The organism is Rhizobium sp. 01T417 (assembly GCF_056398905.1).
In genome coordinates this window covers 1-25,582 of the sequence record NZ_JBFTQH010000020.1, presented here as the reverse complement: position 1 = coordinate 25,582, position 25,582 = coordinate 1, and the positions used below count along the sequence as shown (strand labels likewise).

At 60.2% G+C, this 25,582-nt stretch carries 21 protein-coding genes; 14 read left to right on the top strand and 7 right to left on the bottom strand.

Going from position 1 to position 25,582, the window contains the following annotated elements:
* Window positions 1-123: 123 nt before the first annotated feature.
* The 3 genes from AC1DPR_RS19465 to pcaF are packed head-to-tail and all read left to right on the top strand — an operon-like array spanning window position 124 to window position 2,750.
* Entirely contained in the window at window positions 124-831 is a 708-nt protein-coding gene (locus AC1DPR_RS19465) for a 3-oxoacid CoA-transferase subunit A (protein ID WP_477816931.1), read from the top strand.
* Window positions 828-1,532, top strand: a complete 705-nt coding sequence (locus AC1DPR_RS19460; protein ID WP_018856630.1) for a 3-oxoacid CoA-transferase subunit B — start codon at window positions 828-830, stop codon at window positions 1,530-1,532. Before AC1DPR_RS19465 ends, AC1DPR_RS19460 begins: the two co-directional genes overlap by 4 nt.
* Window positions 1,533-1,544: 12 nt before the next feature.
* Window positions 1,545-2,750, top strand: a complete 1,206-nt coding sequence (gene pcaF / locus AC1DPR_RS19455) for a 3-oxoadipyl-CoA thiolase (protein ID WP_477816930.1) — start codon at window positions 1,545-1,547, stop codon at window positions 2,748-2,750.
* Window positions 2,751-2,816: 66 nt separating this feature from the next.
* On the opposite strand, the gene AC1DPR_RS19450 is transcribed toward pcaF, so the two are convergent.
* From AC1DPR_RS19450 to AC1DPR_RS19430, 5 genes are all read right to left on the bottom strand, one after another.
* Entirely contained in the window at window positions 2,817-3,611 is a 795-nt protein-coding gene (locus tag AC1DPR_RS19450) for an SDR family NAD(P)-dependent oxidoreductase (protein ID WP_477816929.1), read from the bottom strand.
* Between the two features lie 94 nt (window positions 3,612-3,705).
* Window positions 3,706-4,437, bottom strand: coding sequence for a glutathione S-transferase (locus tag AC1DPR_RS19445; RefSeq protein ID WP_477816928.1), 732 nt, complete (start codon window positions 4,435-4,437; stop codon window positions 3,706-3,708).
* Window positions 4,438-4,465: 28 nt separating this feature from the next.
* Window positions 4,466-4,780, bottom strand: a complete 315-nt coding sequence (locus tag AC1DPR_RS19440; protein WP_112645044.1) for a plasmid stabilization protein — start codon at window positions 4,778-4,780, stop codon at window positions 4,466-4,468.
* 114 nt (window positions 4,781-4,894) lie between these two features.
* Window positions 4,895-5,068, bottom strand: coding sequence for a hypothetical protein (locus tag AC1DPR_RS19435; protein WP_018860250.1), 174 nt, complete (start codon window positions 5,066-5,068; stop codon window positions 4,895-4,897).
* A gap of 250 nt (window positions 5,069-5,318) precedes the next feature.
* Entirely contained in the window at window positions 5,319-5,570 is a 252-nt protein-coding gene (locus AC1DPR_RS19430) for a DUF2934 domain-containing protein (RefSeq protein ID WP_018860251.1), read from the bottom strand.
* 257 nt (window positions 5,571-5,827) lie between these two features.
* Between AC1DPR_RS19430 and AC1DPR_RS19425 the strand changes: the two genes are divergently transcribed.
* The 4 genes from AC1DPR_RS19425 (at window position 5,828) to AC1DPR_RS19410 (ending at window position 9,856) form a co-directional block, all read left to right on the top strand.
* Window positions 5,828-7,291 carry a phospholipase D-like domain-containing protein gene (locus AC1DPR_RS19425; RefSeq protein WP_477816927.1) on the top strand — a complete coding sequence of 488 codons (1,464 nt, stop codon included), beginning with the start codon at window positions 5,828-5,830 and terminating at the stop codon, window positions 7,289-7,291.
* Between the two features lie 94 nt (window positions 7,292-7,385).
* Entirely contained in the window at window positions 7,386-8,216 is an 831-nt protein-coding gene (locus AC1DPR_RS19420) for an endonuclease/exonuclease/phosphatase family protein (protein WP_018860253.1), read from the top strand.
* A 262-nt stretch (window positions 8,217-8,478) separates the two neighbouring features.
* Window positions 8,479-9,432, top strand: coding sequence for an alpha/beta hydrolase (locus AC1DPR_RS19415; RefSeq protein ID WP_477816971.1), 954 nt, complete (start codon window positions 8,479-8,481; stop codon window positions 9,430-9,432).
* A 148-nt stretch (window positions 9,433-9,580) separates the two neighbouring features.
* Window positions 9,581-9,856, top strand: coding sequence for a ribbon-helix-helix domain-containing protein (locus AC1DPR_RS19410; protein WP_477816926.1), 276 nt, complete (start codon window positions 9,581-9,583; stop codon window positions 9,854-9,856).
* A 586-nt stretch (window positions 9,857-10,442) separates the two neighbouring features.
* Here AC1DPR_RS19410 and AC1DPR_RS19405 read toward each other — a convergent pair.
* Window positions 10,443-11,285, bottom strand: a complete 843-nt coding sequence (locus AC1DPR_RS19405) for a class I SAM-dependent methyltransferase (RefSeq protein WP_477816925.1) — start codon at window positions 11,283-11,285, stop codon at window positions 10,443-10,445.
* A 129-nt stretch (window positions 11,286-11,414) separates the two neighbouring features.
* Here AC1DPR_RS19405 and AC1DPR_RS19400 point away from each other — a divergent pair, with 129 nt between their 5' ends.
* On the top strand, window positions 11,415-13,430 hold the full coding sequence (locus tag AC1DPR_RS19400; protein ID WP_477816924.1) for a transcriptional regulator: 2,016 nt from the start codon (window positions 11,415-11,417) through the stop codon (window positions 13,428-13,430).
* Window positions 13,431-13,661: 231 nt separating this feature from the next.
* Here AC1DPR_RS19400 and AC1DPR_RS19395 read toward each other — a convergent pair whose 3' ends face one another.
* Window positions 13,662-14,684 carry a LacI family DNA-binding transcriptional regulator gene (locus AC1DPR_RS19395; RefSeq protein ID WP_477816923.1) on the bottom strand — a complete coding sequence of 341 codons (1,023 nt, stop codon included), beginning with the start codon at window positions 14,682-14,684 and terminating at the stop codon, window positions 13,662-13,664.
* Between the two features lie 182 nt (window positions 14,685-14,866).
* On the opposite strand from AC1DPR_RS19395, the gene AC1DPR_RS19390 reads away from it, so the two are divergent.
* The 6 genes from AC1DPR_RS19390 to AC1DPR_RS19365 form a co-directional block, all read left to right on the top strand.
* Window positions 14,867-17,635, top strand: coding sequence for a glycoside hydrolase family 2 protein (locus AC1DPR_RS19390; RefSeq protein ID WP_477816922.1), 2,769 nt, complete (start codon window positions 14,867-14,869; stop codon window positions 17,633-17,635).
* Window positions 17,636-17,711: 76 nt separating this feature from the next.
* Window positions 17,712-18,794 (top strand): ABC transporter ATP-binding protein, encoded by a 1,083-nt coding sequence (locus AC1DPR_RS19385; RefSeq protein WP_477816921.1) that lies wholly within the window; start codon window positions 17,712-17,714, stop codon window positions 18,792-18,794.
* Window positions 18,794-19,678, top strand: coding sequence for a carbohydrate ABC transporter permease (locus tag AC1DPR_RS19380; RefSeq protein ID WP_112645083.1), 885 nt, complete (start codon window positions 18,794-18,796; stop codon window positions 19,676-19,678). Before AC1DPR_RS19385 ends, AC1DPR_RS19380 begins: the two co-directional genes overlap by 1 nt.
* Complete coding sequence (locus AC1DPR_RS19375; protein WP_477816920.1) at window positions 19,675-20,523, top strand: carbohydrate ABC transporter permease; 849 nt, start codon at window positions 19,675-19,677, stop codon at window positions 20,521-20,523. Before AC1DPR_RS19380 ends, AC1DPR_RS19375 begins: the two co-directional genes overlap by 4 nt.
* 62 nt (window positions 20,524-20,585) lie before the next feature.
* Window positions 20,586-21,902: an extracellular solute-binding protein gene (locus tag AC1DPR_RS19370; protein ID WP_477816919.1), complete on the top strand. Its 1,317-nt coding sequence runs from the start codon at window positions 20,586-20,588 to the stop codon at window positions 21,900-21,902.
* Window positions 21,903-22,544: 642 nt separating this feature from the next.
* A partial coding sequence (locus tag AC1DPR_RS19365; protein WP_477816970.1) for a N,N-dimethylformamidase beta subunit family domain-containing protein occupies window positions 22,545-25,582 on the top strand: 3,038 nt, incomplete at its 3' end.

Here is a 25,582-nt window from a genome sequence, read left to right as displayed (position 1 = left end):
ATTTTGTGCGATATACGAACAAATGTCAAATACCGCACAAAATGCCTTGCCCGCCCTGCCTGCGCGTTTTATCCATCGGTGAAGGGCGCAGAGGAGCATCTCGCCGGCAAGGAGTGATCCAGCATGGACAAGACTATCGGGAGCACGGCTGAGGCCATCTCCGAAATCGGAGACGGAGCGACCGTCATGATTGGCGGCTTCGGCGGGTCTGGCGCGCCGATCGAACTGATCCACGCCCTGATCGACAAGGGGCCGAAGAACCTCACGGTGATCAATAACAATGCCGGCAACGGCCGCATCGGGATTGCCGCGATGATCGACGCCGGCATGGTGCGCAAGATGATCTGCTCCTTTCCGCGCTCGTCCGACCCGCGCGCCTTCACGGACAGGTATCTTGCGGGAGAGATCGAGCTGGAGCTGGTGCCTCAGGGAACGCTTGCCGAGCGCATCCGCGCTGGCGGCGCCGGCATCCCCGCCTTCTACACGCCGACGGGTTACGGCACCGAACTTGCCGAGGGCAAGGTCATCGCTGAATTCGACGGCCGGCATTATGTGCAGGAGCGCTGGCTGAAGGCGGATTTCGCCATCGTCAAGGCCCATCTTGGCGACACCCACGGAAACCTCACCTACAACAAGGCGGCGCGCAACTTCAATCCGCTGATGTGCATGGCGGCGGGCAAGACCATCGTCCAGGTTTCCAGCATCGTTCCCGCCGGCGGCATCGACCCCGAGCATGTCGTCACCCCCGGCATCTTCGTCGACCGTGTCGTCGAGATCGCCAATCCCGCCCAGGAAGAAGAGCTCGTTCGAGCCGGAGTGGTCTATCAATGACCGTCGATATCAGCATCATCAACACCCGCGAAGACATCAAGCTTTCCAATGCCAGCATCGCATGGCGCGCAGCCCAGGACATTGCCGACGGTGCCTATGTGAACCTCGGCATCGGCTTTCCGGAAATGGTGGCACGCTATCAGCCGCCAGGCCGCCAGGCGATCTTCCATACGGAGAACGGCATCCTCGATTTCGGCGAGGCACCGCCCGCCGGGGAGGAGAACTGGGATCTCATCAATGCCGGCAAGCGGCCGGTGACGCTGAAGCCCGGCTCGGCCTTCTTCCACCATGCCGACAGTTTCGCCATGGTTCGCGGCGGCCATCTCGACGTCGCGATCCTCGGCGCCTACCAGGTGGCGCAGAATGGTGACCTCGCCAACTGGAGGGTCGGCGCCAAGGGCGTGCCGGCGGTCGGTGGCGCCATGGATCTCGTGCACGGCGCCAAGCAGGTCTGCGTCATTACCGAGCACGTCACCAAGAACGGCGAGCCGAAGCTTGTCGACAAATGCACCTTCCCGCTGACCGGGGTCGGTTGCATCACCCGCGTCTATACGAGCCATGCCGTGATCGACATCGTGGAAGGCCGTTTCGTGTTGCGCGAGAAGCTTGCCGCCATGACGCTCGAGGAATTGCAGGCGATGACCGGCGCGCCCCTCTACATCGACGGTCCGGTTGCCGATCTCGTCGTCCCGGAACTCTAAGGGAGAAGCCTGATGACCGAAGCCTATATCTGTGACTATATCCGCACCCCGATCGGGCGCTTCGGCGGTTCGCTGTCAGCGGTTCGCGCTGACGATCTCGGCGCCGTGCCGTTGAAGGCGCTGATTGAGCGCAACGGCAATGTCGACTGGGAAGCGGTTGACGATGTGATCTTCGGTTGCGCCAACCAGGCCGGCGAAGACAACCGCAATGTCGCTCGCATGTCCTCGCTGCTGGCGGGCCTGCCGGTATCGGTGCCAGGTACGACCATCAATCGCCTCTGTGGTTCTGGCATGGACGCCATCATCGCGGCTGCCCGCGCCATCAGGGCAGGCGAAGCCGAACTGATGATTGCAGGCGGCGTTGAAAGCATGTCGCGCGCGCCCTTCGTCATGCCGAAGGCGGAAACGGCATTCTCCCGCCACGCAGAGATCTACGACACGACGATCGGCTGGCGTTTTATCAATCCTTTGATGAGGAAGCAGTACGGCGTCGATTCCATGCCGGAGACCGGCGAGAACGTCGCCGAGGACTACAAGGTCTCGCGCCAGGATCAGGACGCCTTTGCGGTTCGAAGCCAGGCCAGGGCCGCGGCCGCGCAGGCCAATGGCCGGCTGGCAAAGGAAATCACCTCCGTCACCATCCCCCAGCGCAAGGGCGATCCTGTCGTCGTGGAGAAGGATGAGCATCCGCGCGCGACGACAATGGAAGCGCTTGCCAAGCTTGCCACACCCTTCAAGAAAGAGGGCGGGACAGTGACAGCAGGCAATGCCTCCGGTGTAAATGACGGCGCTGCCGCCCTGATCATTGCCAGCGAAGCTGCTGCCAGAAAGTATGGACTGACACCGATCGCCCGCATTCTGGGCGGAGCGGCTGCCGGCGTGCCGCCGCGCATCATGGGTATCGGCCCGGTTCCGGCATCGCGCAAACTGATGGCACGGCTTGGCATGACGCAGGATCAGTTCGACGTCATCGAACTCAACGAGGCATTCGCCTCGCAGGGTCTGGCGGTTCTGCGCGAACTCGGCGTAGCCGACGATGACGGCCGTGTGAACCGCAACGGCGGCGCCATCGCGCTTGGCCATCCGCTCGGCATGTCCGGCGCGCGCATCACGGGGACGGCGGCAATGGAACTGCGGGAAGCCAGTGGGCGCTACTCGCTGTCGACCATGTGCATCGGCGTCGGGCAGGGGATTGCCATCGCGCTCGAGCGCGTCTGATTTTCATCGCAAAACGAAAACGGCGCGGAGATCGTCCGCGCCGTTTTTCTTTGTGCAAGCCAACGCTTACGGCATCAGCTGGCCGCCATTGACCTCGATGATCTGGCCGGTGATGTAGCCGGAAAGCGTCGGCGATGCCAGGAAGAGATAGGCGCCGACGCAATCCTCCGGCGTTCCGACGAAACCCATCGGAATCGTCTTGCGCTGCAACTCCATCTGTTCGTCGTTCGTGTAGCGCTCATGGAACGGCGTGCCGATGACGCCCGGCGCCACCGCGTTGACCCGAATGCGGTCAGGAACGAACTCCTTGGCATGGCCGCGCGTAATCGTCGAGACGAAGCCCTTCGATGCCGCATAGAGCACGGCACCATTGCCGCCACCGTTGCGGGCGGCGATCGATGTCGTGTTGATGATGAAGCCGCCCTGCTTCTTCAGCCACGGATGCGCAGCGCGGGTTGCAGCGAGAACCGAGCGGGCATTCAGATCCATGACCTTCATGTAGTGCTCGTCGGTATATTCGGCGGTTGGCTTGCGGCCGAGCATGCCGCCGGCATTGTTTACCAGCCCGTCGAGATGCCCGAAGGTTCTGGCCGTTTCTTCGACGACACGCTCCGTCTCGCCCTCTTTCGACACGTCGCCATGAACGAGGTGCACCGTTGCGCCGGCTGCCCGGATTTCGTCGGCAAGCGCTTCGGCGGGCTCCCGGCTCGCATTGTAATGAATGCCAACCTTCATGTCCTGCGCGGCAAAGGCGCGGGCGAGCGCTGCACCGATACCGGTCGAGGCACCGGTGATCAGCACCGCCTTGCCGGCGAGGTCCGGGATTTTGATGAATGCAAGCAATTGAGCAAGATTTGCCATGGCAGCGATAGCCTCCGGGAATGTGACGGGACGGTTTGGGGCGAGTTGCAGGGAGCTTATCAGCCTCCCTCAACCCGGGGCAATGCCATATCCGCTATGGCGCGAGATCAAGCTCTGGATAGTGCCGAAAAATTCCGTCCTCGTTGAAGGCAAGCCGGCGGTCCGACTGTAGGTAGGCGGTAATGTTCGGGCGCCTGGTGACGGCATCGTGCAACGCGATCAGCCCCGGATAGTCGGCCGCATAGGCTTTCATCGCTTTTGGAAAGGCATATCGCAAGCCCTCGATGACCTGAAACAGCGACAAGTCGACATAGCTCAGAGCATCGCCAACGATATGGTGCGGCCCCCGAGGGTTCTGTTGCAGCACCTGCTCGAAGTAGCCGAGGAACTTTGGAATGCGCTCGTTGATAAAGGCGGCGGAGCGGGCTTTCGCCGCCTCCTTCTGATCCTCATAGTAAAGGGAGGTGGCAATCGGGTGGTGCGTATCGTGCACCTCAGCCACCAGGTCCGTGATGGTCAGTTGCAGCCCGTTGCCGACGCAGCGCAGTTTCTCATCTTCCGGCGCGAGGCCAAGCTTTGGGCCAAGATAGGAGAGAATATTGGCGACATGCGAGACGATGAGCTCGCCGTCCTTCAGAAACGGCGGCGCAAAGGGAATGTGTGGCTCGCGCTTGCTCCTCATCAGGTCCAGCATCGCTCCGGTTCCCATCGCGGGCCCGGATTGCCTGGCGACATCGACATAGTCCGCCTGTGCTTCTTCCAGCGCCAGGCGGACAAACTCTCCGCGGCCTTGAATGCCATCCCAATAGTACAGTTCATATGCCATGAGGTCCCTCCCGGTGGCGTGCTCGAGATCAGTGATGCGCGTGCTGCGCGTTGCGTTTGCGCGTCGCTGCTGCTTTCTTGGCCGACGCCGAGCGCTCGGCCGCAGAACGCGATGCGGAGGCGGCGCCGCCCTTGCGCCCACCCTTTTCCGATGCCTCGTGGGTATCTTGCTTGCCACGACCGGAGCCGGACTTGTTGCCGCCACCGCTTTCCTTGTTGACCGTCGCCCAGGCCCGCCGTTCGGCCTCCTTGGTGGAAACGCCACGGTCTTCGTAGCCTTCCTCGATATGTTCGGCTTTTCTTTTCTGCTTGTCCGTGTAAGCGGATTTGTCGCCTCTTGGCATGTCTGGCTCCTTTTCTGACGGAGAAAAGGCCAACCAACTGATGCTCGAAAAGTTCCAACGTTCTCGCAAACCCAAAGGGGCAGACGCTGACGGAAAGTGCGCCGACGAGGTCACTTACTTGCGATAATATTTGCGCGACAACGCCATCATCTTCTCAAAGGTGGGAAAATGCAGCGGTAGGGCAGAATGCGCATCCGGAAAGAACAGTGCAACGAGATTGTCGATCGCATAGACAAGGATCAGGGCGAGGGCCAGATAGGCTAACGCGGCGATGACAAGAGCGGTCATTTTACCCTCAAGGCGCGATGCGGAGGCAGCAATCCGCTACGACAAATCTATCAACTTCCAAATTCGATTTTGGTTCCAGCGCCGATTGTCGCCGCAGCATTTTTTCCGCGAGGTCGGCGTCATGCGCAGTCATGCATACTCTTCCTCTGACGCACCTTTCGTGCCCGTTGGAAATCAATAGGGCAGAAGCAATGCAATCATGTGACGAAGGGCGTCATGGTGATGCCCTTCGCAACATGGAAGCAAGCGATCAGGCCGATTTGCGGCCAGCTGTCTTTCTTGGGGCGGAGCCCTTTATGGCGCCATTTGCGTTGGAAGCAGTGGCGGTGCGTTTGCGCGTCTTCACTTCCTTGCCATCAGGGGATGCAGCAGACCCTTCGAGTGCTTGGCGTTCGGCACGGGCCTGTTCCCAATGTTTGAAATCTCGTCCCGTTGGACGCCCTTCCTCTTCCCACAGCGCATAGGCACGCTTCCTGATCCACTCTTCGCGAGTTTCTGTCATCGCCGATCTCCAGTCAGTGAGGCCCGTGGTCTAACGCGATACTGGCCTTAGAGTTCCAGAGTAATCGTGAGGTTTCAAGCAATTTTTGACACACTGCAAAAATAGATCCCGCATCGCAGCATTCGGCTGCTGCGTAGCGCGTGCTTTTTGCTTGCCGACGACAGGTTTTGCGCCGGCAAGACCGGACGCTTCATGCCCATGAGTTCGCAATGAGTGCGCAATTGAACACTGCAGCTTTGTGTTTATAGTTCAACGCAATGTTTTATCTCATATCGACCTACTGGCCGCATATTCTATTCGTTGTTTCGCTCGCCATGGGCGCCGCGGCAGCAATCCACGCGGCCATGACAAAGGAAGAGGTCCGCGCCGCAATCGGCTGGGTCGGGGTGATCATCCTCTCACCGATCGTCGGCGCTGTGCTCTATGCGATCGCCGGTATCAATCGTATCCGGCGCGCCTCGCTCAGCCTTCGGCGCGATGCGCTGATCTCCGACGCGGACCTCGATGAGCTCGAAAGCTTCGACGCCGATACGGATATCGTCATCAGCGGCTTTGGCCGGCGTTTCGCTGCCCTCCAGACACTCGGCGACCGCGTCGCTCGCGTTCCGCTCGCAACCGGCAACACGATCGACATGCTGGAAACCGGCGACGACTGCTATGGTGCAATGAAGGCGGCAATCGACAGTGCGGCCCGCAGTGTTCTGCTTGAGACCTACATCTTTGACCGCGATCCGATCGGATTGAGGATCGGCGATTCCCTTATTGCTGCAGTCAAGCGGGGCGTCGAGGTGCGCGTGCTGATCGATGCGGTCGGCGCCCGCTATTCGGTGCCGAGCATACTCGGATATCTTGCAGATGGTGGCGTCACGGTCTCGGTCTTCAACGGCAACGTTATCATGGGGTTGCGTTTGCCCTATGCGAACCTGCGCACCCACCGCAAGATCCTCATCGTCGATGGCCGCATCGCGCTGACCGGCGGCATGAACATCCGGGCAGGCTTTACCCGCGAAATAGCAGGGGAGGGCTTTGCGCGCGACACCCATTTCAGTGTTACCGGGCCGGTTGTTGCCGACCTCTTCAATGTTGCCGCCGAGGACTGGCGCTTCACGACGGGCGAGATCCTGCAAGGGGAAGCATGGCGAACCGCGATGCCCGAGCGCCAACCGGGGGATCCCGTCTTCATGCGCGTCGTGGCGTCCGGGCCCGACAGACGCATCGAGACGAACCACAAGATGCTGATGGGCGCCTTTTCCATTGCGCGCAAATCGATCCGCATCATGTCGCCCTATTTCCTCCCGGACCGCGAGCTGATCAGCGCACTGGCGACCGCCGCACGACGTGGCGTCGAGGTTGATATCGTCGTTCCCTCCGTCAACAACCTCGTCCTGGTCGACCGGGCGATGACCGCGCAGTTCGACCAGATCCTTACCAGCTATTGCCGCATCTGGCGCTCGAGCGGCGCCTTCAGTCATTCCAAGCTGCTGTCGATCGACGGGGTCTGGTCCTATGTCGGATCATCCAATCTCGATCCGAGATCGCTGCGGCTGAATTTCGAGGTCGACCTGGAAGTGCTGAATGAAGGCTTTGCCAACGAGATTGACGAGCATATCGACGAGGCCATCAAATCGGCGTCGCCGGTTACGTTGCAGGGGCTGCGTGCGCGACCTTTCGCTGTCCGGCTGCTTGAGAAGGTTCTTTGGCTCGGATCGCCTTATTTGTAGCGGATTTCTTCGGCCTAAAGGCGTGGCAAGTTTCAATAGCCGGCCTATACTCCGGATCAAACCACTTCGACCAACGGAGCGCGAGCAAACTCCGATGCATGCCAAAAAGGACAATCTGCCCTCAAACATCCTCGCATCGATCCGCAATCGAAAAAAGCGACTGGATGCAGCGCATTCGGAGAAGAAGCCGCGCTCGGACGGCACTTTGATTGCCTCTTACAACGTTCACAAATGTGTCGGCAATGATCGTCGTTTCGATCCAGAACGCACCAGCCGGGTCATCCACGAAATCGATGCCGATGTGATTGCGCTTCAGGAAGCCGACACCCGGTTTGGTGAGCGTACCGGCATTCTCGATCTCGGCCGGCTGGAACGGGAGACCGGACTTATCCCGGTGCCGGTTAACGGCATGGCCAAGGCTCATGGCTGGCATGGCAATGTCGTGCTCTTCAAGCGTGGCCTCGTCCGTGACGTACACCAGATCAACCTCCCCGGTCTTGAGCCGCGCGGCGCGCTTGTCGCCGAACTCGATCTCGAACACGGCGGGGCCTTGCGCATCATTGCCGCCCATTTCGGGCTGCTTCGCCATTCGCGCGCACAGCAGGCCAAAATGCTGGTCGAACTGATGGCCGACAAGCGTGAGGTCCCGACCATCCTGCTCGGCGATCTCAATGAGTGGCGGCTCGGTGACCGCTCATCGCTGCACACGTTCCAATCCGCCTTTGGCCCGCAGCCGCTCGCCGTGCCGAGCTTCCCCGCACGACTTCCCGTTCTCGCGCTTGATCGCATCATGGCAAATCGCAAGGGGGTTGTGACAGCGGTCGAGGCGCACGACACGCCGCTTGCCCGCATTGCCTCCGATCACCTGCCGGTAAAGGCCGTGGTCAATCTGAAGCGCGTGGAAGAACTCGCGGCCAAAGCCTAGCCGGCATACGACAGAGGCATTACTTTCACACGCCGAAAAGGGTCGTCTCCTAAACCATGGCGAGCTTGACAGGGCGCGTGGTCGTGGCAGGTTTCACCTGTCTCGACAGATGTCCTGAATCGGAGGTTTCGCGGTGCTTGTGATGGAGATTTTGCGGCGGCGGGTCGACATATTGTGCGGGCTCGCGTCCGCGGCGATCATGCGCTCAATAGCGGGATTGACCAAAACCTGTCTGGTCGCAAGCCTGGCCGTCGCCTTCTCGATGTCGCCCACCAGCGCCGGGGATACGCCGGTCCAGACGCAGGTTTCGAAGGACCAGGTCCGCAAGCTCGTCGAAACATGGAAGCACTATTATGCGAAGGCCGACAGCTTTCGCGATCGGCGCAACGCGTTCGAAGACATGATGGAAGCCACCCCCGAGCCGACGCGCGTGCAAATCAGGCCTGTCGATGCCGATGGTGTCGATGCGCAGCTCATCTGGCCGGCAAGGCTGCATCATCCGATCGGCAAGCGCGCCATTCTCTATATCCACGGCGGCGGCTTCTATGGCGGTTCGTTGCGCACGCACCGGGCAATAGCGGGCGCACTGGCCAAGGCGGCGTCCGCCGACGTGCTTCTCATCGACTACAGGCTTGCACCTGATAACCCCTATCCCGCACAAATCGACGACGCGCTGACAGCCTACCGGTGGCTGCTTGGTTCCGGCTATGAGGCCAGCAATGTCGTCGTCGTCGGCGAATCCGTCGGCGGAAACCTCGCGATCGAAGCCACGCTCAGGCAGATGCGGGTCAAGGGGCCGTTGCCTGCGGCCGTCGTGGCGATGAGCCCCGTTACGGATCTGGCTGCAACAGGCGCATCGCTGACGGCCAACGCCAGTACCGATCCACTGATCGACGCCGCTCAACTCGATCTCATGCGCAAGGCTTATCTCGGAACACGCTCTCCCACTGATCCGATGGTGTCGCCCCTCTATGGCGACATGACCGGGTTTCCACCATTGCTTGTCCAGGTCGGTTCGGGCGAAGCATTGTTGGACGATACGCTAAGGCTGGCTGAAAAGGCCCGAAAGGTCGGAGTCGACGTCGAGACCGAAATCTGGCCTGGCATGATCCACCAGTGGCAACTCTTCCCGTTCTGGCTCGATGACGCAAGGCAGTCGAACCAGCGTGTTGCGGAATACGCGATCAAGCATTTCGCCGACAAACCACGGCCATAGTCTTTTCGGTATCTTCAAGATATCGATGAGGTGGAGCACATCTTTCAGATCGGGTGCAGAATTCTACGGTTTTGGCCTATGGAAGTGTCCTTGGGTCGATGGCATGAATTCTCATACCGCGTGATGTGATGGATGCTGGAGGTGTATCGTGGCGACCATCGAGAAAAGAGCCATCAGCCTGCCGGGCGATCAGGCAGCGTCTATCGACGCGAAGGTGAGCGCTTGTGATTATGCTTCGGCGAGCGAGTTGATCCGCGCGGGTATCAGTGCGCTGAAAGAACGCGATGAGGCAATCGGGCGCTGGCTCCAGCATCAGGCAGCCTCGAGCTTCGACGCGATGAAGGCCGATCCCGCGCGCGGTGTCTGTGTCGATGATGCGTTCGCCAGCGTGCGCGCCCGTCATGCGAAGCGGGTAAAAGGCTAACTAGCAGACGAAACGACAAATGCACCATGGAGAGATCGCGCCGCCGTAGGACGAGGCACTCGATCGTTCACAGAATAGAACCGGAATACGCGGGCGTCAGGTTTGACATCAGCAAGCAGAAAAAGACCGCAGCGATGCAGTTCAGGGCGACGTGGCCGCACTAGGATCTTCCGCAAGGACACGAGCCTCCAGAATGGAAACGCCATAGGCAGCCATGAGCCACAGACACAAGGCGACACAACGAGGCACAGGCTTCTCTCCAGAGGCAAGCTGGCTTCTGGTTCGTTCGTCAATGCCAAGCAGTTCCTGAATGTCGCTTGCCGACATTCTTGCGACCACCACGGCCGCGCTAAACTCAGACGGTGTCATGTTGCCCCCAGGCGCGATTTCAAACGCGCGATTTCCTGGTTGAGTCTCCTCTCCAATCAGGGGCAGTCTGCCAGCAACCGGGCTTTCGTTTCCAAGATCAGAGCGTTGTTCCAACTCCAAGCGGGCGGCATCGCCTGGCTCGAAAACAACACGCTCGACCTGACGGCCGAGCATCGGGATATGAAGCCCATGCCCGGCCAGTGTCGGAAGCCTGTGTTCAGAGCCTCGTGACGATGACCTCCAAATATTCGCTTGGCACGACCACGGTGCCGTCATCGGCGCGATTGAAGCGTTCCATGAGCGCCAAAAGGTCGTCGGTCAGTGTATCTCGCGCCGCCGGGTCAAGGGCGGCGAATGTTTTCAGCACGGGACCATAATAGGTCCGGAAGACCTCAAGCCAATGGTCCGGTGACTTGTAGCGGAACACGAACTGCCTGGGCGTTGCTGCGATCGACGCGACGGCTTTCGGGAACAATTCGTCAAGCCGTGCCCGCGAGCCCCAGAGCGCCGGCGAGCGAGCACCTGCCGGAGGCGGCACATGCTTGCCGATCGTCTTGAACATCTGCCCGATGAAACCGTCAGGGGTCCAGTTCGCAAGGCCAACCGAGCCGCCGCGCTTGCAGACCCGAACGAGTTCGGACGCAGCGCGCTCCTGGTCGGGCGTGAACATCACGCCGAAAATCGACAGCACATTGTCGAAGGACTGATCGGCAAACGGCAGATGTTCTGCATCGGCCTCTTGGAAGACGATCGACAGCCGATCGGCTTTGGCGCGCTCCTGGCCACGTTCGAGCAGCGCCGGAACGTAATCGGTTGCCGTGACCTCGCACCAGCGTCGGGCTGCGGCAAGCGCGCCGTTGCCGTTGCCGGCCGCAACGTCAAGCACCTTCGAACCGGCGCGCAGATCGAGCGCTTCGCAGAGGCTTTCCCCGACAATCTGCAAGGTCGTCCCAACGATTGCGTAGTCACCCGAGGACCATGCACTTTGTTGCCTGGCCTTGAGCGCGCTGAAGTCGACGGCGGGCTGAGGATTACTGGCGACGGCCGCAGATGTGGACATTGTTTTCTCCTTGGGTCAGATTGATCAGCCTCATGGTGCGTCTATGGCAACCGTGGTTGGGCACGTGTCGTGCCACGGTCTCTGGCTTAGACAGGGATAGTGGGGGTCGGCGTGGCAGCTGGCGTGGGAATGAGCGTGGAATCGGGCGGCGGGGACGCAAATCAACCCGGAGGCCCGCTCGAGATCCGACTGCTCGGCCCGATGGCGATCCGGCGAGAGGGCGTCGATCTGACGCTCCCCGGCTCCCGGAAGGTGCGATCTCTTCTGGCCTACCTTGCGCTTTCACCGAGGCCCTGCGGCAGGGCGCAGCTTTGCGATCTGTTGTGGGATATCCCTGACGATCCGCGCGGCGAGTTGCGATGGTGCTTGAGCAAGATTCGCACGCTGATCGGTGAACAACGCGTCGTCACGAAGGGCGACACCATCAGACTGGATCTGTCGGACTGCTTTATCGATGCGATCGAGGCGACTGCGGCTTATCAGCATGGATTCAAGACGCAGTCACTCAGCCAGTTGCGCTCCCTGGCAGCCCTGTTTGCCGGGGACTTTCACGAAGGATCGAGCGTCGAGCGTAGCCCGGCATTCGAAACATGGCTGCTGTCGCAACGTCGTCGGCTGCGCGACATTCATACAGCCCTTCTCGAGCATATGGTGCAGCGTTTCCCGCCCGAAGAAGCACAAACCTATCTCGATCGCTGGATCCAGCTTGCGCCCTTCGACCTTCGCCCGCACGAATTGCTATTGATGTCCCTTGCCAAGGCGGGTCGTTTTCGAGAAGGCGAGGAACATCTGGAAGCGACCGCGAAGCTGTTTGATGCCGAGGGTATCAACGAGCGATCCTTGCGCGACGCCTGGCAGACGGCCAGAACCCAGACAGACGAAACCTTCCGGCAGCAGCGCCCAGGCGCCAGCGCTGTGGCTGCATCGTCTCCACCCGAAACCGAAAGCTTGCTCAAGGAGCCGCGGCGCGCATCGATTGCGATCATGCCGTTCAATGAGCTGTCGGCCGTGGCCGCTCCCGGCGGTCCGTCCGATGCATTGGCATACGACATTATCACACGGCTCGCCAAGCTGCGCTCTTTCCATGTCATCGCGCAGGGCACGATGTTTGCGCTGAGGGACCGGCACCACACGGTTGAAGAGACAGCACGGCTGCTCGGCGTCGACTACGTGGTCGACGGATCGTTTCAGCGCGTCGGCGACCGCATTATCGTTCGCGTCGAATTGACAGAGGCAAGAACAGCGCGCATCGCCTGGACGGAGGTCTTCGAGCGCCGTGTGGCCGATACCTTCCTTCTCCTTGAGGAAATCGGCAGCAAGATCGTCGTCTCGATCGAGCGCGAAGTCGAAACGATCGAGAGCAATCGTGCCCTCCTGAAGACGCCGAACTCTCTCGACGCCTGGGAGGCCCACCACCGGGGGCTCTGGCACATGTATCGCTTCACCAAGAGCGACAACGAGCAAGCCCAGCGCTTCTTCGAAAGGGCAATTGGCCTCGACCCGACGTTTGCCCGTGCGCATGCGGGGCTCTCCTTCACCCATTTCCAGAGTGCCTTCCAGCATTGGGCGGATCGCGACGCCGAGGCCGAACTTGCCTATCGAGCAGCGAGCCAGAGCATGATGGTCGATGATCGCGACCCGACGGCACATCTCGCCATGGGCCGGGCGCTATGGTTGAGAGCGTTGCACGATCAGTCCGTCAGCGAGCTGCAACAGGCGGTCGAACTGAGCCCCAGTTTCGCGATCGCGCATTACTCCCTCGCTTTCGTTCAATCCCAGTCCGGTGATCCGGGCGCCGCGATCCTGGCGGCCGATCACTCCCGCGCGCTCAGTCCTTTCGACCCGCTGCTCTTCGGCATGCTTGCAAGCCGCGCCCTGGCTCTCGTGCGCCTCGGAAGCTTCGAGGATGCCGCGGACTGGGGCGTCAAGGCCGCCGCCCGTCCGAATGCTCACGCTCACATTCTGGCGATCGCCGCACTTTGCCTGTCGATCGCGGGACGGCTGAGTGAGGGGAAGTCTTATCTCGCCATGATACACGATCGGTATCCCGCCTATCGGCTGAACGATTTCATCTCGGCATTCCATTTGCCGCTCACTGACCAGGCGCTGTTCCGCGAGGGAGCCCAGCGCCTCGGCTTTGAGTAAGCGGCCCCGGGAACCCACCAGATCACCTGCCGCCGCCCGGCATCGACGATGCGTGAGTTTCAAGCTTGCTGAACGCTGACAAACGAAACCACTTCAGGAAAATCACGGGGCGCGCGCGCGCGCCAGGGCGCGCGACATCCCGCGATTCCTGATCGACATGATCCGTTTCTCGGTGGACCGACAATGATCTTCTTCCAAGGTCAAAAACGACGGGACAATGTATCGACCGCATCAAGACTGAGGGGCTGCGATCGAACCGCGTTCAACGAATGGGCACTCGAGCTTGATCTTCTGGGTGGTTCGGTGGGATGAAATACCCTCGTTGTGGTCTAGGAGGACACCAACGGCCCATCGCGCCATTTCGTCATGGGGCAACAGCACCGTTGAAAGTGGTGGCACCATGTAGGAGGCCAGATCCTCGTCGTCGAATCCCACCACGGAGATGTCTTCGGGCACACGCAGGCCGCGGCTTTTGATGGCGTCATATGCGCCGACGGCCATTCGGTCATTGAAGCAGAAGATGGCAGTCGGCGGGTCTTTCCGATCAAGCAATTTGAGGGTCAGCTCGCGGCCGCCATTGACGGTCCATCCTCCCATCAAAACCAGGTCTTCGTCGACGGGCACATCCCATGTGGTCAGCGCTTGCCGGTATCCCTTTTCGCGGTCCCTGGCAGCTTCGATCCAGTCCTCGCCCTTCAGGTGAGCGATCCTTCGATGACCGGCCTTCAGCAGCGCCTCGGTCGCCGCATGCCCGCCGGCGATATCGCCGGGAACGACCGAGGGATGACGCCGATGGTTCTCATAGCAATTCACGAGAACTGTGGGGATGTCGTTCAGCCGTTCCGGAACAACGATCTGTCGGGTCGTCAGGGTGGTATAAAGAATGCCGATGACGTTCAATTCCTGAAGCAGATCGAGAGCCGCGCTCTCGATCTTGGGATCGGAGCGCGTGCAGAAGGTTGCGATCAGGATATCCTGCAGGGCCGCTTCATCGCGCGCGCCCTCGATGAAGGGCATGGCAAACGGTGTTGTGCTGACTTCATCGAGCAGCAGCCCGATAACGGGTCGCCGATGCTCGGGAACATTGTGTCGAGGGCCCTTGCGATAACCAAGGGCTTCGGCCGCTTCCACGACGCGCGATCGGGTCACCTCGGAAACGCGGGGATTGCTGACCCCGTTCAATACCAGCGACACCGTTGCTTGTGAAACGCCTGCACGCTGTGCAACGTCAACCATGGTTGCACGCTTGGTCAATGCTTGTCCCACTTCATCGATCGGCCCATCCCATTCATCAAATTATAGAAAACCCAGTTTTCCGACAACCGTCCACTGTGGCTTTTGCGGGTCCCGAATTTTCCGGCTTGCCAGTTGGTTATATTCTCTGTACCCATAACTAATAATATAACTAATAACATAATTCGCAAGGGAGAGAGTACATGACCGCCCCTGTCACGCCCGCTTTGCCGCTATCCCAGGACGCGCGCAAGCGAATGACACTCGACGGCCTCTGGCAGTTCAAATTCGAAGGGGATGCCGACTGGCGCTCGATTTCCGTTCCATCCGTTTGGCAATCCGAATTTGCCGATCTTCGCGACGCGTTTGGCATTGCAAGCTACCGTCGACAGTTCTTTCTGCCGCAAGAATGGGCGGAGCGCGACATCTCCCTTCACTTCGGCGCGGTGAACTATTTTGCTGAAGTCTTGGTCAATGGTCAGCCTATCGGCAACCACGAAGGAGGCTACCTTCCGTTCTCGTTGACGATTCCGAACAGCATCCTCAAACCGGAAAATGAGATCGAGGTCTCGGTTACGCTTCCGAGCGCCGACGCGACCAGGTACCCGCAGTTTCCTTTTGCGGAAATTCCGCATGGCAAGCAAAGCTGGTACGGCCCTCTCGGCGGCATATGGCAATCGGTGACGCTGGAGGCGCGTGACACCAGCCACATCAAGCATGCCGATGTAAGGGCAGACCTTTCCTCGGGTGCCGTTCGCTTCGATCTGGACCTTTCCGCATCCGCGGCAGACGCCGAGGTGCGCGTCGCTGTCTACGGGCCGGACGGAGCCCTGGAGGCCGCGGCTAAGGGATCTGGTCGCACCTTGAGCGTCGTTGTTGGCGAGGTGAAGGCCTGGTCGCCTGATGCACCGCAGCTTTATCGTGCCGACATCAGTCTTTCGGTCGCAGACGCAATCGTCGATGCGACTTCGGTTACATTCGGGTTTCGCACCATCGAGACCAGGGGCGGCCAGCTCTTCCTCAACGGTGCTCCGCTCTACATGCGTGCCGCACTTGATCAGGACTACTATCCCGAAGGCATCTGCACGCCGCCTTCCCTTGAGTTCCTCGAGGACCAGGCGCGCAAGGCCAAGGCACTTGGGTTGAATACGCTGCGCATCCACATCAAGGTTCCCGACCCGCGCTACTACGACGTGGCGGACCGTATCGGTCTTTTGATCTGGACCGAAATTCCGAACGTCCAGACCTTCAGCGATGCCTCGGCCAGGCGAATGCGCGAGACCATGCAGGGAATCGTCAAGCGCGATGGCCATCACCCGTCGATCATCGCCTGGACGATCATCAATGAGGATTGGGGAACCCGGATCGTCGAGAACGCCGATCATCGCCAGTGGCTCGCCGAGACCTACGACTGGTTGAAGACGCTCGACCCGAGCCGTCTTGTTTCGGACAATTCCGCCTGCTTCCCGAACTTCCACGTGAAGTCGGACCTCAATGACTACCACTACTACCGCTCCATTCCGGAACGACGCGAAGAGTGGGACGACATCACCAGGCAATTCGCCGAGGGCGCAGCGTGGACCTATTCTGGCCTTGGCGATGCGCAGTGGCGAGGCGAAGAGCCTCTCATCGTCTCCGAGTTTGGCGTCTGGGGCTTGCCCGATCCCTCGAAACTCCTTCTGCAAGATGGTTCCGAGCCCTTCTGGATGGAAACCGGTGCGACATGGGGTGATGGCGTCGCCTATCCGCATGGCGTTCAAAAGCGCTTCCGCGCGCTCCATCTGGACACCGTCTTCAAGGACTTCGGATCGTTCATCGAGGCCGCGCAATGGTACCAGTTCGCGAACCTCAAATATGAAATCGAGGTGATGCGCGCCCATCCCAAGATCGTCGGCTACGTCATCACCGAATTCACGGACGTTCATTGGGAGGCAAACGGCCTTCTGGACATCAACAGAAATCCGCGTGTCTTCCACGACGACTTCGCGAGCATCAATAGCGACATCGTCGTGATCGCCCGCCCGAATGCCTGGTCTGCCTACGCCGGCGAACTGCTGGAGGTGGATCTCTCGGTGGCGACCGGTGGCGCGTCCATTCCGGATGGCGCAACGATCCGCTGGACCTACGGGCAGGACGGCGAGCGGGCACTGCCAGCAACGGGTGCCAACGCGGTGGCAAGCGTCGGCATCGTGCCGATGCAAATGCCGGAAACCGACGTCAATCGCATGCTTCGCATCGAACTTGAGGTCCTGTCCAGCGGACGGCGGCTTGCGACCAATGTTCTCGATATCGCGCTGTACGCAAAACGCAGCCGAGCCAACCTGCCGAGCATCGCTTCGAAGGATCCGGCGCTTCGCGCTTTTGCAGAGACACTGGGCTATCCGGTCTCTGAGACTGATAAAGCGGAGGTCAATCTGGCGCATGCCCTTGATGAGAGCGACATTGAGGCAATGCGCCACGGGGCACGCTATCTCGTGATCGCCGATGGCAGCATTCCCACGCACCGCAATCTGCGCAAGGACATTCCCGAAGGTGAAAAGCTCTATCGCGAGATGACCATCGATGAACGGGATATGCCTGTTGGTATCGACCAGCAGCTTCCAGGAATCGGACTGATCGCACGTGAAGGTACGCTGTGGCGTGGCGACTGGATTGCCAACTTCAGCTGGATCAGACGTAAAGGTGCGTTTGCTTCATTGCCGGGTGGTCCGTTGCTCGACCTGTCCTTCGAGAAGGTTGTTCCACATCATGTCATGACGGGCTTCCGCACCTTCGAGTATGCCGGACCGGTCCACGGCGGGCTGGTCATCGGTTGGGTTCACAAGCCCGCGGTCACCATCGCTGAACGACGTGTCGGGCGCGGCAATCTCGTTGCAACGACCTTCCGGTTGACGAGTGGCCCGGCCGGTACCGATCCGGTCGCTGCCGCCTTGTTCGACGCCATGATCGCGACGGTCAATCAGAGCAAATGAACGAGCTGAGGCGGGCGCGGAAAACCGCGCTCGACCTCAAGCGGCAGGCTCTGGAACTCAATCAGCGGAGGAATACGTGGCGCTCATCGAACTGGTGAACATAAGCAAGCAATACGGTGCGGTGCAGGTCATCGACAACCTGTCCCTGACGATCAATTCCAACGAGTTCATGGTCTTCCTCGGCCCATCCGGCTGCGGAAAATCCACCTTGCTGCGAATGATTGCCGGGCTGGAGAGCATCGACGGCGGCGAGATACGCATCGACGGCAAGCGCATCGATCATCTGCCGCCGGGCGAGCGCGGTATCGCCATGGTGTTCCAGCACTATGCGCTCTACCCGCACATGAGCGTGCGCGACAACATGGCCTTCGGCTTGCGAAACATCGGGGTCGACGAAGCGGAAATCGCTCGCCGGGTAACGGAGGCGGCCGAGATTCTTGTTCTCGACAAGCTGCTTGATCGCAAGCCGGGGCAATTGTCCGGCGGTCAGCGTCAGCGCGTGGCCATCGGCCGCGCGATCGTCAAGGAGCCGCAAGCCTTCCTGTTCGACGAGCCCTTGTCGAATCTTGATGCAGCACTTCGTGTCAGAACGCGCGTCGAGCTGGCGCAGCTTCACAACCGCGTCAAATCAACGATGGTTTTCGTGACGCATGACCAGATCGAGGCGATGACGCTCGCACACCGGATCGTGGTCATGAACAATCGCCGCATTGAGCAGGTCGGCACACCAATGGAGATTTATGCACGACCTGCGACACGTTTCGTCGCCGAGTTCGTCGGTTCTCCTGCCATGAACTTCCTGCCCGTGAAACTGGACCGCGATTTTGTTCGCCTAACCGACGGAACGACTGTCCATACGGCGGTTCCAATCAAGGAACTGGCGCCGGCCAGTGACTACACGATGGGTGTCCGCGCTGAAGCCATTTCGATCGGGCGATCCGGCACAGGCGACACGGATGCCGTTGTCGAGGTCATCGAGCGGCTGGGAGATCGCACGCTCGTCTATGCTCGCATCGCAGATAACTCGCTGCTGGTGGCAGAAGCCAAGGGAGACAGCCCGCTCGCGCCAGGGGCAGCCGTCGCCCTGACGTTCGACGGCCGCCGGACCCACCTCTTTGACGCGGCCGGCCGCGGCTATCACATCGCGGAGGCAGCGTGATGAGCCAGGCCATCCACATGAACGAATCCCGATTGCGAAACGGCTTGTTCGTTGCGCCGTTCGTGCTTGTTTTCGTCTGCCTGCTCGTCATTCCTCTCTTTTGGGGCTTCTGGCTTGGCCTGACGAAGGCTGACCTGTTCGGCCCCGGCAAGTTTGTGGGGCTTGCAAACTATACGCGCCTCTTCAACGACAAGATTTTCCGCGGGGCAGTTCTGAACACGCTCTATTTCGTTGTCTTGACCGTACCGGTTCTCGCGGTATTCGGACTTGCACTCGCGCTGGCGCTCAATCGCAAGACACGCTTCGCCTCGGTGATGCGCGCCGTCTTCTTTGCCTCGTCCGTGCTGTCGGTTACGGTGGTGACGCTGATATGGCGCATCGTCTTCATTCCCGACATTGGCCTGCTTTCCAATATCTTCGGCTGGTTCGGTCTGCCGCAGGTAACCTTCCTCAGCAATGCGCGTCTTGCGCTTCCGGCCGTTGCGATCGCGACGGTCTGGTGGGGTGTAGGCTTGCCGATGATGCTGTTTCTGGCCGCACTGCAACAGGTGCCGGGCGAGATCTATGAAGCGGCTGCGCTCGACAATGCCGGGCGCTGGAAGACGCTGTGGCGCATCACGCTTCCGTCGATCCGTCGGACATTCCTGCTCGTGCTGATCATTCAAAGCGTGCTTCAGTTCCAGGTATTCGGCCAGGCCCAGCTGATGACGCAGGGTGGCCCCAACAACGCTTCGAGACCGATTGTCCTTTACATCTACGACGTTGCCTTCACCCGCTTCGATGTCGGCATGGGCGCTGCGACCTCGCAGGTCCTGTTCGCGATCATCCTGATGGCCGGCATGCTGCAGTACTTCCTTTCCAACCGGCAGGGAGAAAATCGATGAACCGCACGAGCTCCGGCATTGTCGGAAAATCCCTGGGAGACCGGATCATCCTTCTCGCCGTCGTGGCAGCCGGCCTGATCATGGTATTGCCGATCCTTTGGGTCGTCGGGCTGTCGTTCAAGCTCAATGCGGAACTGAAGCTGGATACGAATTCGGTCTTCCACGTTCCGTATACGATCAAGAACTACGCAGACGTGTTTGGCGGATCCAATGTCTTCCGCTGGTTCTTAAACAGTCTCATCGTTTCGTCGGGGATGACGCTGGGTGTGCTGATCCTGTCGTCGCTTGCCGGCTACGGTTTCGCGCGGCTACGGTTTCCGGGGCGCGACATTCTGTTTGTCATGGTTCTGTTCGGCCTTGCCGTGCCGGAGCAAGCGGTGATCGTCGCGCGTCATCAGATCTTCAGCATGCTGCGACTGCACAATACCTATCCTGGCCTGATCCTGCCCGGTTTGGCTGCGCCATTCGGTGTTTTCCTGATGACGCAGTACTTCCGCGAGATTCCCAAGGAACTGGATGAGGCAGCACTGCTCGACAACGCGTCGCGCTTCAAGATCTTCTGGACGGTTCTTCTACCCCTTACCATCCCGGCCCAGGCGACACTCGGTGTGTTCACCTTCCTCGGTGCCTGGAACGACTATCTGTGGCCGCTCATCTCGGCGACCAAGAAGGACATGTACACGATCACGACCGGCATTGCTTCCATGCAGATGAACTTCGCCCAGACTGAGGGCCTCGGCTTCCTGATGGCTCAGGCTGTGTTCGCAGGCCTGCCAACGCTCGCTGTCTACCTGTTCTTCCAGAAATACATCGTCACCGCGGTTTCGGGTTACGCAGTGCGATGACGATCATGATCTGACAATCCGGCTTCAACGCGCATTTTCGCAAGCAATAGGAGGAGATTGCAATGAAGATTGGCATGAGGAATATCTTACTGGCGGCGACGCTGACCATGGCGTCGTGGCCGGCTCTGGCCGCTGATCCGGTCGAAATTACGGTTCAGCGGTTCTTCGGAGCCTGCGACGCCGATTGGGGAACCAACACCGACGTCAGCAAGGCTGTAGGCGAGTGCGGAATCATCACGTCGCAGATCAACAAGTTCGTTGCCGACAATCCCGACATCAAGATCAATGTGAACACCGTCGAATGGCCTGGTTACGACCAGCTGACGGCGCAGCTGGCATCGGGCGAGCCGCCAGATGTCGTCACCATCCATGAATCCGTGCTGTCCGACTATCAGTCGAAGGGTCTTCTTGAGCCTCTGGACCCGGTACTAAAGGCTGCCGGCGTGGATTCTTCCACTTTCACCGCGGCGGGCCGGGAAGGAGTGACGAAGGAGGGCCAGATATTCGGCCTGCCGATCGATTCCCACACCATGTTGTGGCACATCAACATGAACTATTTCCGCAAGGCGGGTCTGGTGAATGATGACGGAACGCCGGTGCTGCCGAAGACGGCCGATGAACTACTCGCACAGGCTAAGCAGTTCAAGGAAAAGACCGGCAAGCCTTATCTGGTTCAGAGCATGGCCAACGAAAAGGGTGCGTTCTATCGTGCCCTCTATATCTACCTGACCCAGATGAAGTCCGACTTCTTCGCAGATCCGACCCATGTCAAACTCAACACACCTGAAGCCAAGAAGATCGTCCAGCTGTTCAAGGACATCTACGATCAGGATCTGACCACGAAAGATCAGGACTATGCTGCATCCCTGTCCGGCTTTACCAAGGGGGACGGTGGTGTTCTTCTGAATGGTACCTGGGTTGTGGGTGACTTCGATGCCCTGTCGAAAGAGGCCGACAACGCGCTCACCAACGGCTACGCGGTCTATCCGTATCCGCCGGTGTTCGGTGGTGAACCGGCCTATTGGTCGGATGGCCATTCCTGGGCGATGACAAAGAAGGATCGCACCCCGGAGCAGGTTGCGGCAATCGGCAAGTTCCTGAAGTTCATGGCCGATCACAACTTCGATTGGGCCCGGACCGGTCACCTGCCGGCTCAGCAGGCGGTCATTGATTCAGCGGAGTTCAAGGCACTGCCGCATCGCGCCACGATCCTCAGCATCGCAAACGTCGCAAAACCCCTGCCTGCACAGGTTCGTCATCAGTTCGCGGTCAACGACATCATCGGCGAAGAGATCGCTTCTGCGATCACTGGGCAAAAGGAGATCGATGCCGCGCTCACAGACGCCGAAACTCGCGTCAACGATCTGCTTGCAAACTAGCAATAAAGGGGGCTGTCCGAGCATTCCGGACAGCCCTTTGGCAAATTATGCCTCGTAGAGCATATCGTCGTGGGCGCGGTAACGGCGTCTCTCCGTCCTGCGAGCGCGAGGTGGTCCTCATCGGCCAAAAGGTGATCGCCCGATTTAGCTCGAAAGGCGTACAAGGTATTTCGCGCTTCTTCGGCTATGATTCGACAATCTGCACATTGGTAGATTTTCGCGAGGGGGCATGCCATGCATCGCAAAGCTCTCCGTTGGGCATCTCGCTCAATGCTATTGGATTCGTTGACTCCCCGGTGGTTCGCTGCGGGCCGAAAGGCGAAGCTTCGTAACACCCCCTATAGGGAAGATAACAACTATCAACTCGCGCTGGCCGCACAAACGACCGATGCGATCAAGTCTGGCACTGCCGCCGATAGTCCCGTCAACACCATCGCGCTCAATGAAGACGACGATCGGCCGACGGGAATGGTCTGCGACGCTCACGGCCAGGTCAACAACGACATCACGCTGCCGTCRCTGGCCGATGGTTTCGCAACGATCGACGGAGCCGGCGTTCAACGCGGCGACTTTGTAGCACATCAGCCGTTTGCAGCTGATTGGGGTTTTTCGCCTTCCGATAGGCATGCCTATGCCGGTAGCATGAGTGGGCCGCTCCACGGCGCACGCTCGGGAACGAGCTTCATGGCTGCGGATCCCCTGGCGCCTTTTCTGCGGAACGGTGCTGCGCAGACAGCATCCGGGCCAGGTTCGACCAGTGTGGGGAGCAGCTCCGCTTCCGGTAAAGTCGTCATCCTCGATTCGACCCCCTCAGCGCAGACGAGTGCCCACGGATCGCACTCATTCCTGGCGTTTGGCTTGCCGTTTGGCGTCTGCGGCTGCGGCTACTATACGTCTCCGACGCGACTGCTTGATTGGGCTCAAGGCGGCGGTATGCTCCAGCCCGACGGCCAATTGCCGGGAACAAGGCTGGCCGAGGGACCGGACTATGTACCGACCGGCAAGGGAACATTTGGCGCGTCGGTCAGCGACCCGCTTCTCAACCGTGACCTTTCGCCCTTGTCAGGTTGGCGCGGGACGGCGACATGGAGGGGCTCAACGGTTTCGAACGGGCCATTGCCAGGCGGTGGGGAGATTGGAACCGGAAGCGCAACCTCAAAAGGCGTCGGCATCCTGTCCGGCTCGGTGACCAAACCGGTGGGCGGCCAGCAGAAGGCAGCAACGCAGGGGCTCGCGGCTGCGGCCGCCGCCACCAACGCGATCGTGGCGGAAAATCAGAAGCAGGGCAATCCCGAGAGCGAGTGGGGCATCGACGGCGCGGGCAGCTCCAACATCGAGGGTTTCGCGACAGACATCAGCGTCGACAACGGCAAGACGATCAGCTTCAAGATCGATACGGATTCCACCAACTATCGGATCGATATCTACAGGCTCGGCTATTATGGCGGCATGGGCGCGCGCAAGGTCGCCACTCTGCAGCACACCGGATTGCAGAACCAGCCCGATCCGCTGCGCAATGCCTCGACCGGCACGGTGGATGCCGGCAACTGGGCGGTCTCGGCGTCGTGGACCGTGCCAGAGGACGCCGTCTCAGGCGTCTACATCGCCAAACTCGTGCGTCAGGACGGCACTTTCGGCGAAAACCACATCCCGTTCATCGTACGCGATGATGACAGTCACAGTGACATCGTCTTCCAGACCGCGGACGAGACGTGGCAGGCCTATAATGGCTGGGGCGGCGCAAATTTCTATGGCGGCAATGGACCCGCGACGGGGCAGGGTGCCGGTCGTGCCTATGCTGTCAGTTACAACAGGCCGATCGCGACCCGTGGCGGGGTTGGCACATATGCTGGGCCACAGGACTATCTGTTCGGCGCAGAGTATGCCGGGATCTACTGGCTGGAACAGAACGGCTACGATGTGTCTTACCTGTCGGGCGTCGATGTCGACCGCTATGGCAGTCTGCTTCTAAACCATAAGGTGTATGTGGACGCTGGGCATGACGAATATTGGTCTGGACAGCAACGCGCCAATGTCGAGGCAGCACGCGACGCTGGCGTCAATCTGGAGTTCTGGAGCGGTAACGAGGTTTACTGGCGCACCCGTTGGGGCAACAGTTATAGCAGTGATGCCACCCCCTACCGTACCCTGATTTCCTACAAGGAGACATGGTCACCTGGCGCCAGCATCGACCCCTCCGACCAATGGACAGGCACCTTCCGCGACCCGCGCCTCAGCCCGCCCGCTATCGGTGGCGGAAACCCGGAAAATTCGCTGACCGGCCAGTTGTTCAAGGTCGACGATGTCGGCACGAACCTGCAGTCGATTACGATTCCCTTCGATGACGCCAACCTGCGGTTCTGGCGCAATACGAGTGTTGCCAACCTTCAGCCCGGACAGACCGCGACACTCACAAAGAACTACCTCGGGTATGAATGGGACGACTCACCCGATAACGGCTTCGATCCAGCCGGTCTGGTGAGACTGTCCTCGACGACGTTGAATGTCAGCTCCTACCTGCTCGACTATGGAAACACGACCGGCAACGGTACCTCGACCCATAATCTGACGCTCTATCGCGCGCCGAGCGGTGCGCTGGTGTTCGGAGCGGGCACCGTCTACTGGACCTGGGGCCTGAGCGACAATCACGACAAGGAGGTGACTCCCACCGACCCCCGGGTGCAACAGGCCATGGTGAACCTGTTCGCCGACATGGGCATTCAGCCGGGAACACTGCAGACTGGGCTCGTCGCGACAACAACGTCGACGGACCATACCGCACCGACCTCCGTCATCTCGGTCCCGGCAACGGCCACCGTTGGCGCGACGATCACGATTTCTGGCACCGCCACCGACACGGGCGGCGGGGTCATCGCGGCCGTCGAGGTCTCGACCGACAACGGCGCGAGCTGGCACCCGGCGACGGGGGACGAGAGCTGGACCTATAGCTGGTCTCCCCAGGTCGCCGGTACCTACACCATCCTCTCCCGCGCTGTCGACGACAGCATCAACCTCGAAACCCCCTCGGCGGGGCGCACGGTCACTGTCAGTGGCCCTACGTTCACATCGCTTTTTGGTGCCACGACACCAGTGGTCGCCAGCACCAACGACAACGCAGCCGTCGAGCTAGGCGTCCGCTTCCAGACCTCCGTGGCAGGTACTGTCAGCGGCATTCGCTTCTACAAAAGCACCGACAACACGGGCACGCATACCGGCTCACTATGGTCGAGCACGGGTACGCAGCTCGCGACCCTCACCTTCACGAACGAGACCGTGAGCGGCTGGCAGACGGCCTATTTCTCCAGTCCGGTGACGTTGACGCCGGGGCAAATTTACACCGCGTCCTACCACACGGATACCGGTCGCTACTCGAGCACCACCAACTACTTCACATCCGCCGTGACGAGTGGCCCATTGACCGCGCCGGCCAGCGGCAACGGCGTCTATCGCTACGGCAGCACCAGCCTGTACCCCACGAGCACCTACCAAGGGGAGAATTATTGGGTCGACGTGATGTTCAACCCGTCAAACAACACGGTGCCGACGGCGGTTGCCGATGCTGGCGATGCGACCGAAAAGGGCGGCGTTGCCAATGGCTCGGGTGGTTCGCTCGCCAGTGGCAACGTGCTTGCTAACGACACCGATCCTGATGCCGGCGACACCAAGACGGTCACGGCCGT

Excerpts from the sequence above, each read along its gene's own strand:
- AC1DPR_RS19465 (WP_477816931.1), top strand. The coding sequence starts at position 124 with ATGGACAAGACTATCGGGAGCACGGCTGAGGCCATCTCCGAAATCGGA.
- AC1DPR_RS19460 (WP_018856630.1), top strand. The coding sequence starts at position 828 with ATGACCGTCGATATCAGCATCATCAACACCCGCGAAGACATCAAGCTT.
- pcaF (WP_477816930.1), top strand. The coding sequence starts at position 1,545 with ATGACCGAAGCCTATATCTGTGACTATATCCGCACCCCGATCGGGCGC.
- AC1DPR_RS19450 (WP_477816929.1), bottom strand. The coding sequence starts at position 3,611 with ATGGCAAATCTTGCTCAATTGCTTGCATTCATCAAAATCCCGGACCTC.
- AC1DPR_RS19445 (WP_477816928.1), bottom strand. The coding sequence starts at position 4,437 with ATGGCATATGAACTGTACTATTGGGATGGCATTCAAGGCCGCGGAGAG.
- AC1DPR_RS19440 (WP_112645044.1), bottom strand. The coding sequence starts at position 4,780 with ATGCCAAGAGGCGACAAATCCGCTTACACGGACAAGCAGAAAAGAAAA.
- AC1DPR_RS19435 (WP_018860250.1), bottom strand. The coding sequence starts at position 5,068 with ATGACCGCTCTTGTCATCGCCGCGTTAGCCTATCTGGCCCTCGCCCTG.
- AC1DPR_RS19430 (WP_018860251.1), bottom strand. The coding sequence starts at position 5,570 with ATGACAGAAACTCGCGAAGAGTGGATCAGGAAGCGTGCCTATGCGCTG.
- AC1DPR_RS19425 (WP_477816927.1), top strand. The coding sequence starts at position 5,828 with ATGTTTTATCTCATATCGACCTACTGGCCGCATATTCTATTCGTTGTT.
- AC1DPR_RS19420 (WP_018860253.1), top strand. The coding sequence starts at position 7,386 with ATGCATGCCAAAAAGGACAATCTGCCCTCAAACATCCTCGCATCGATC.
- AC1DPR_RS19415 (WP_477816971.1), top strand. The coding sequence starts at position 8,479 with ATGTCGCCCACCAGCGCCGGGGATACGCCGGTCCAGACGCAGGTTTCG.
- AC1DPR_RS19405 (WP_477816925.1), bottom strand. The coding sequence starts at position 11,285 with ATGTCCACATCTGCGGCCGTCGCCAGTAATCCTCAGCCCGCCGTCGAC.
- AC1DPR_RS19400 (WP_477816924.1), top strand. The coding sequence starts at position 11,415 with ATGAGCGTGGAATCGGGCGGCGGGGACGCAAATCAACCCGGAGGCCCG.
- AC1DPR_RS19390 (WP_477816922.1), top strand. The coding sequence starts at position 14,867 with ATGACCGCCCCTGTCACGCCCGCTTTGCCGCTATCCCAGGACGCGCGC.
- AC1DPR_RS19380 (WP_112645083.1), top strand. The coding sequence starts at position 18,794 with ATGAGCCAGGCCATCCACATGAACGAATCCCGATTGCGAAACGGCTTG.
- AC1DPR_RS19375 (WP_477816920.1), top strand. The coding sequence starts at position 19,675 with ATGAACCGCACGAGCTCCGGCATTGTCGGAAAATCCCTGGGAGACCGG.
- AC1DPR_RS19370 (WP_477816919.1), top strand. The coding sequence starts at position 20,586 with ATGAAGATTGGCATGAGGAATATCTTACTGGCGGCGACGCTGACCATG.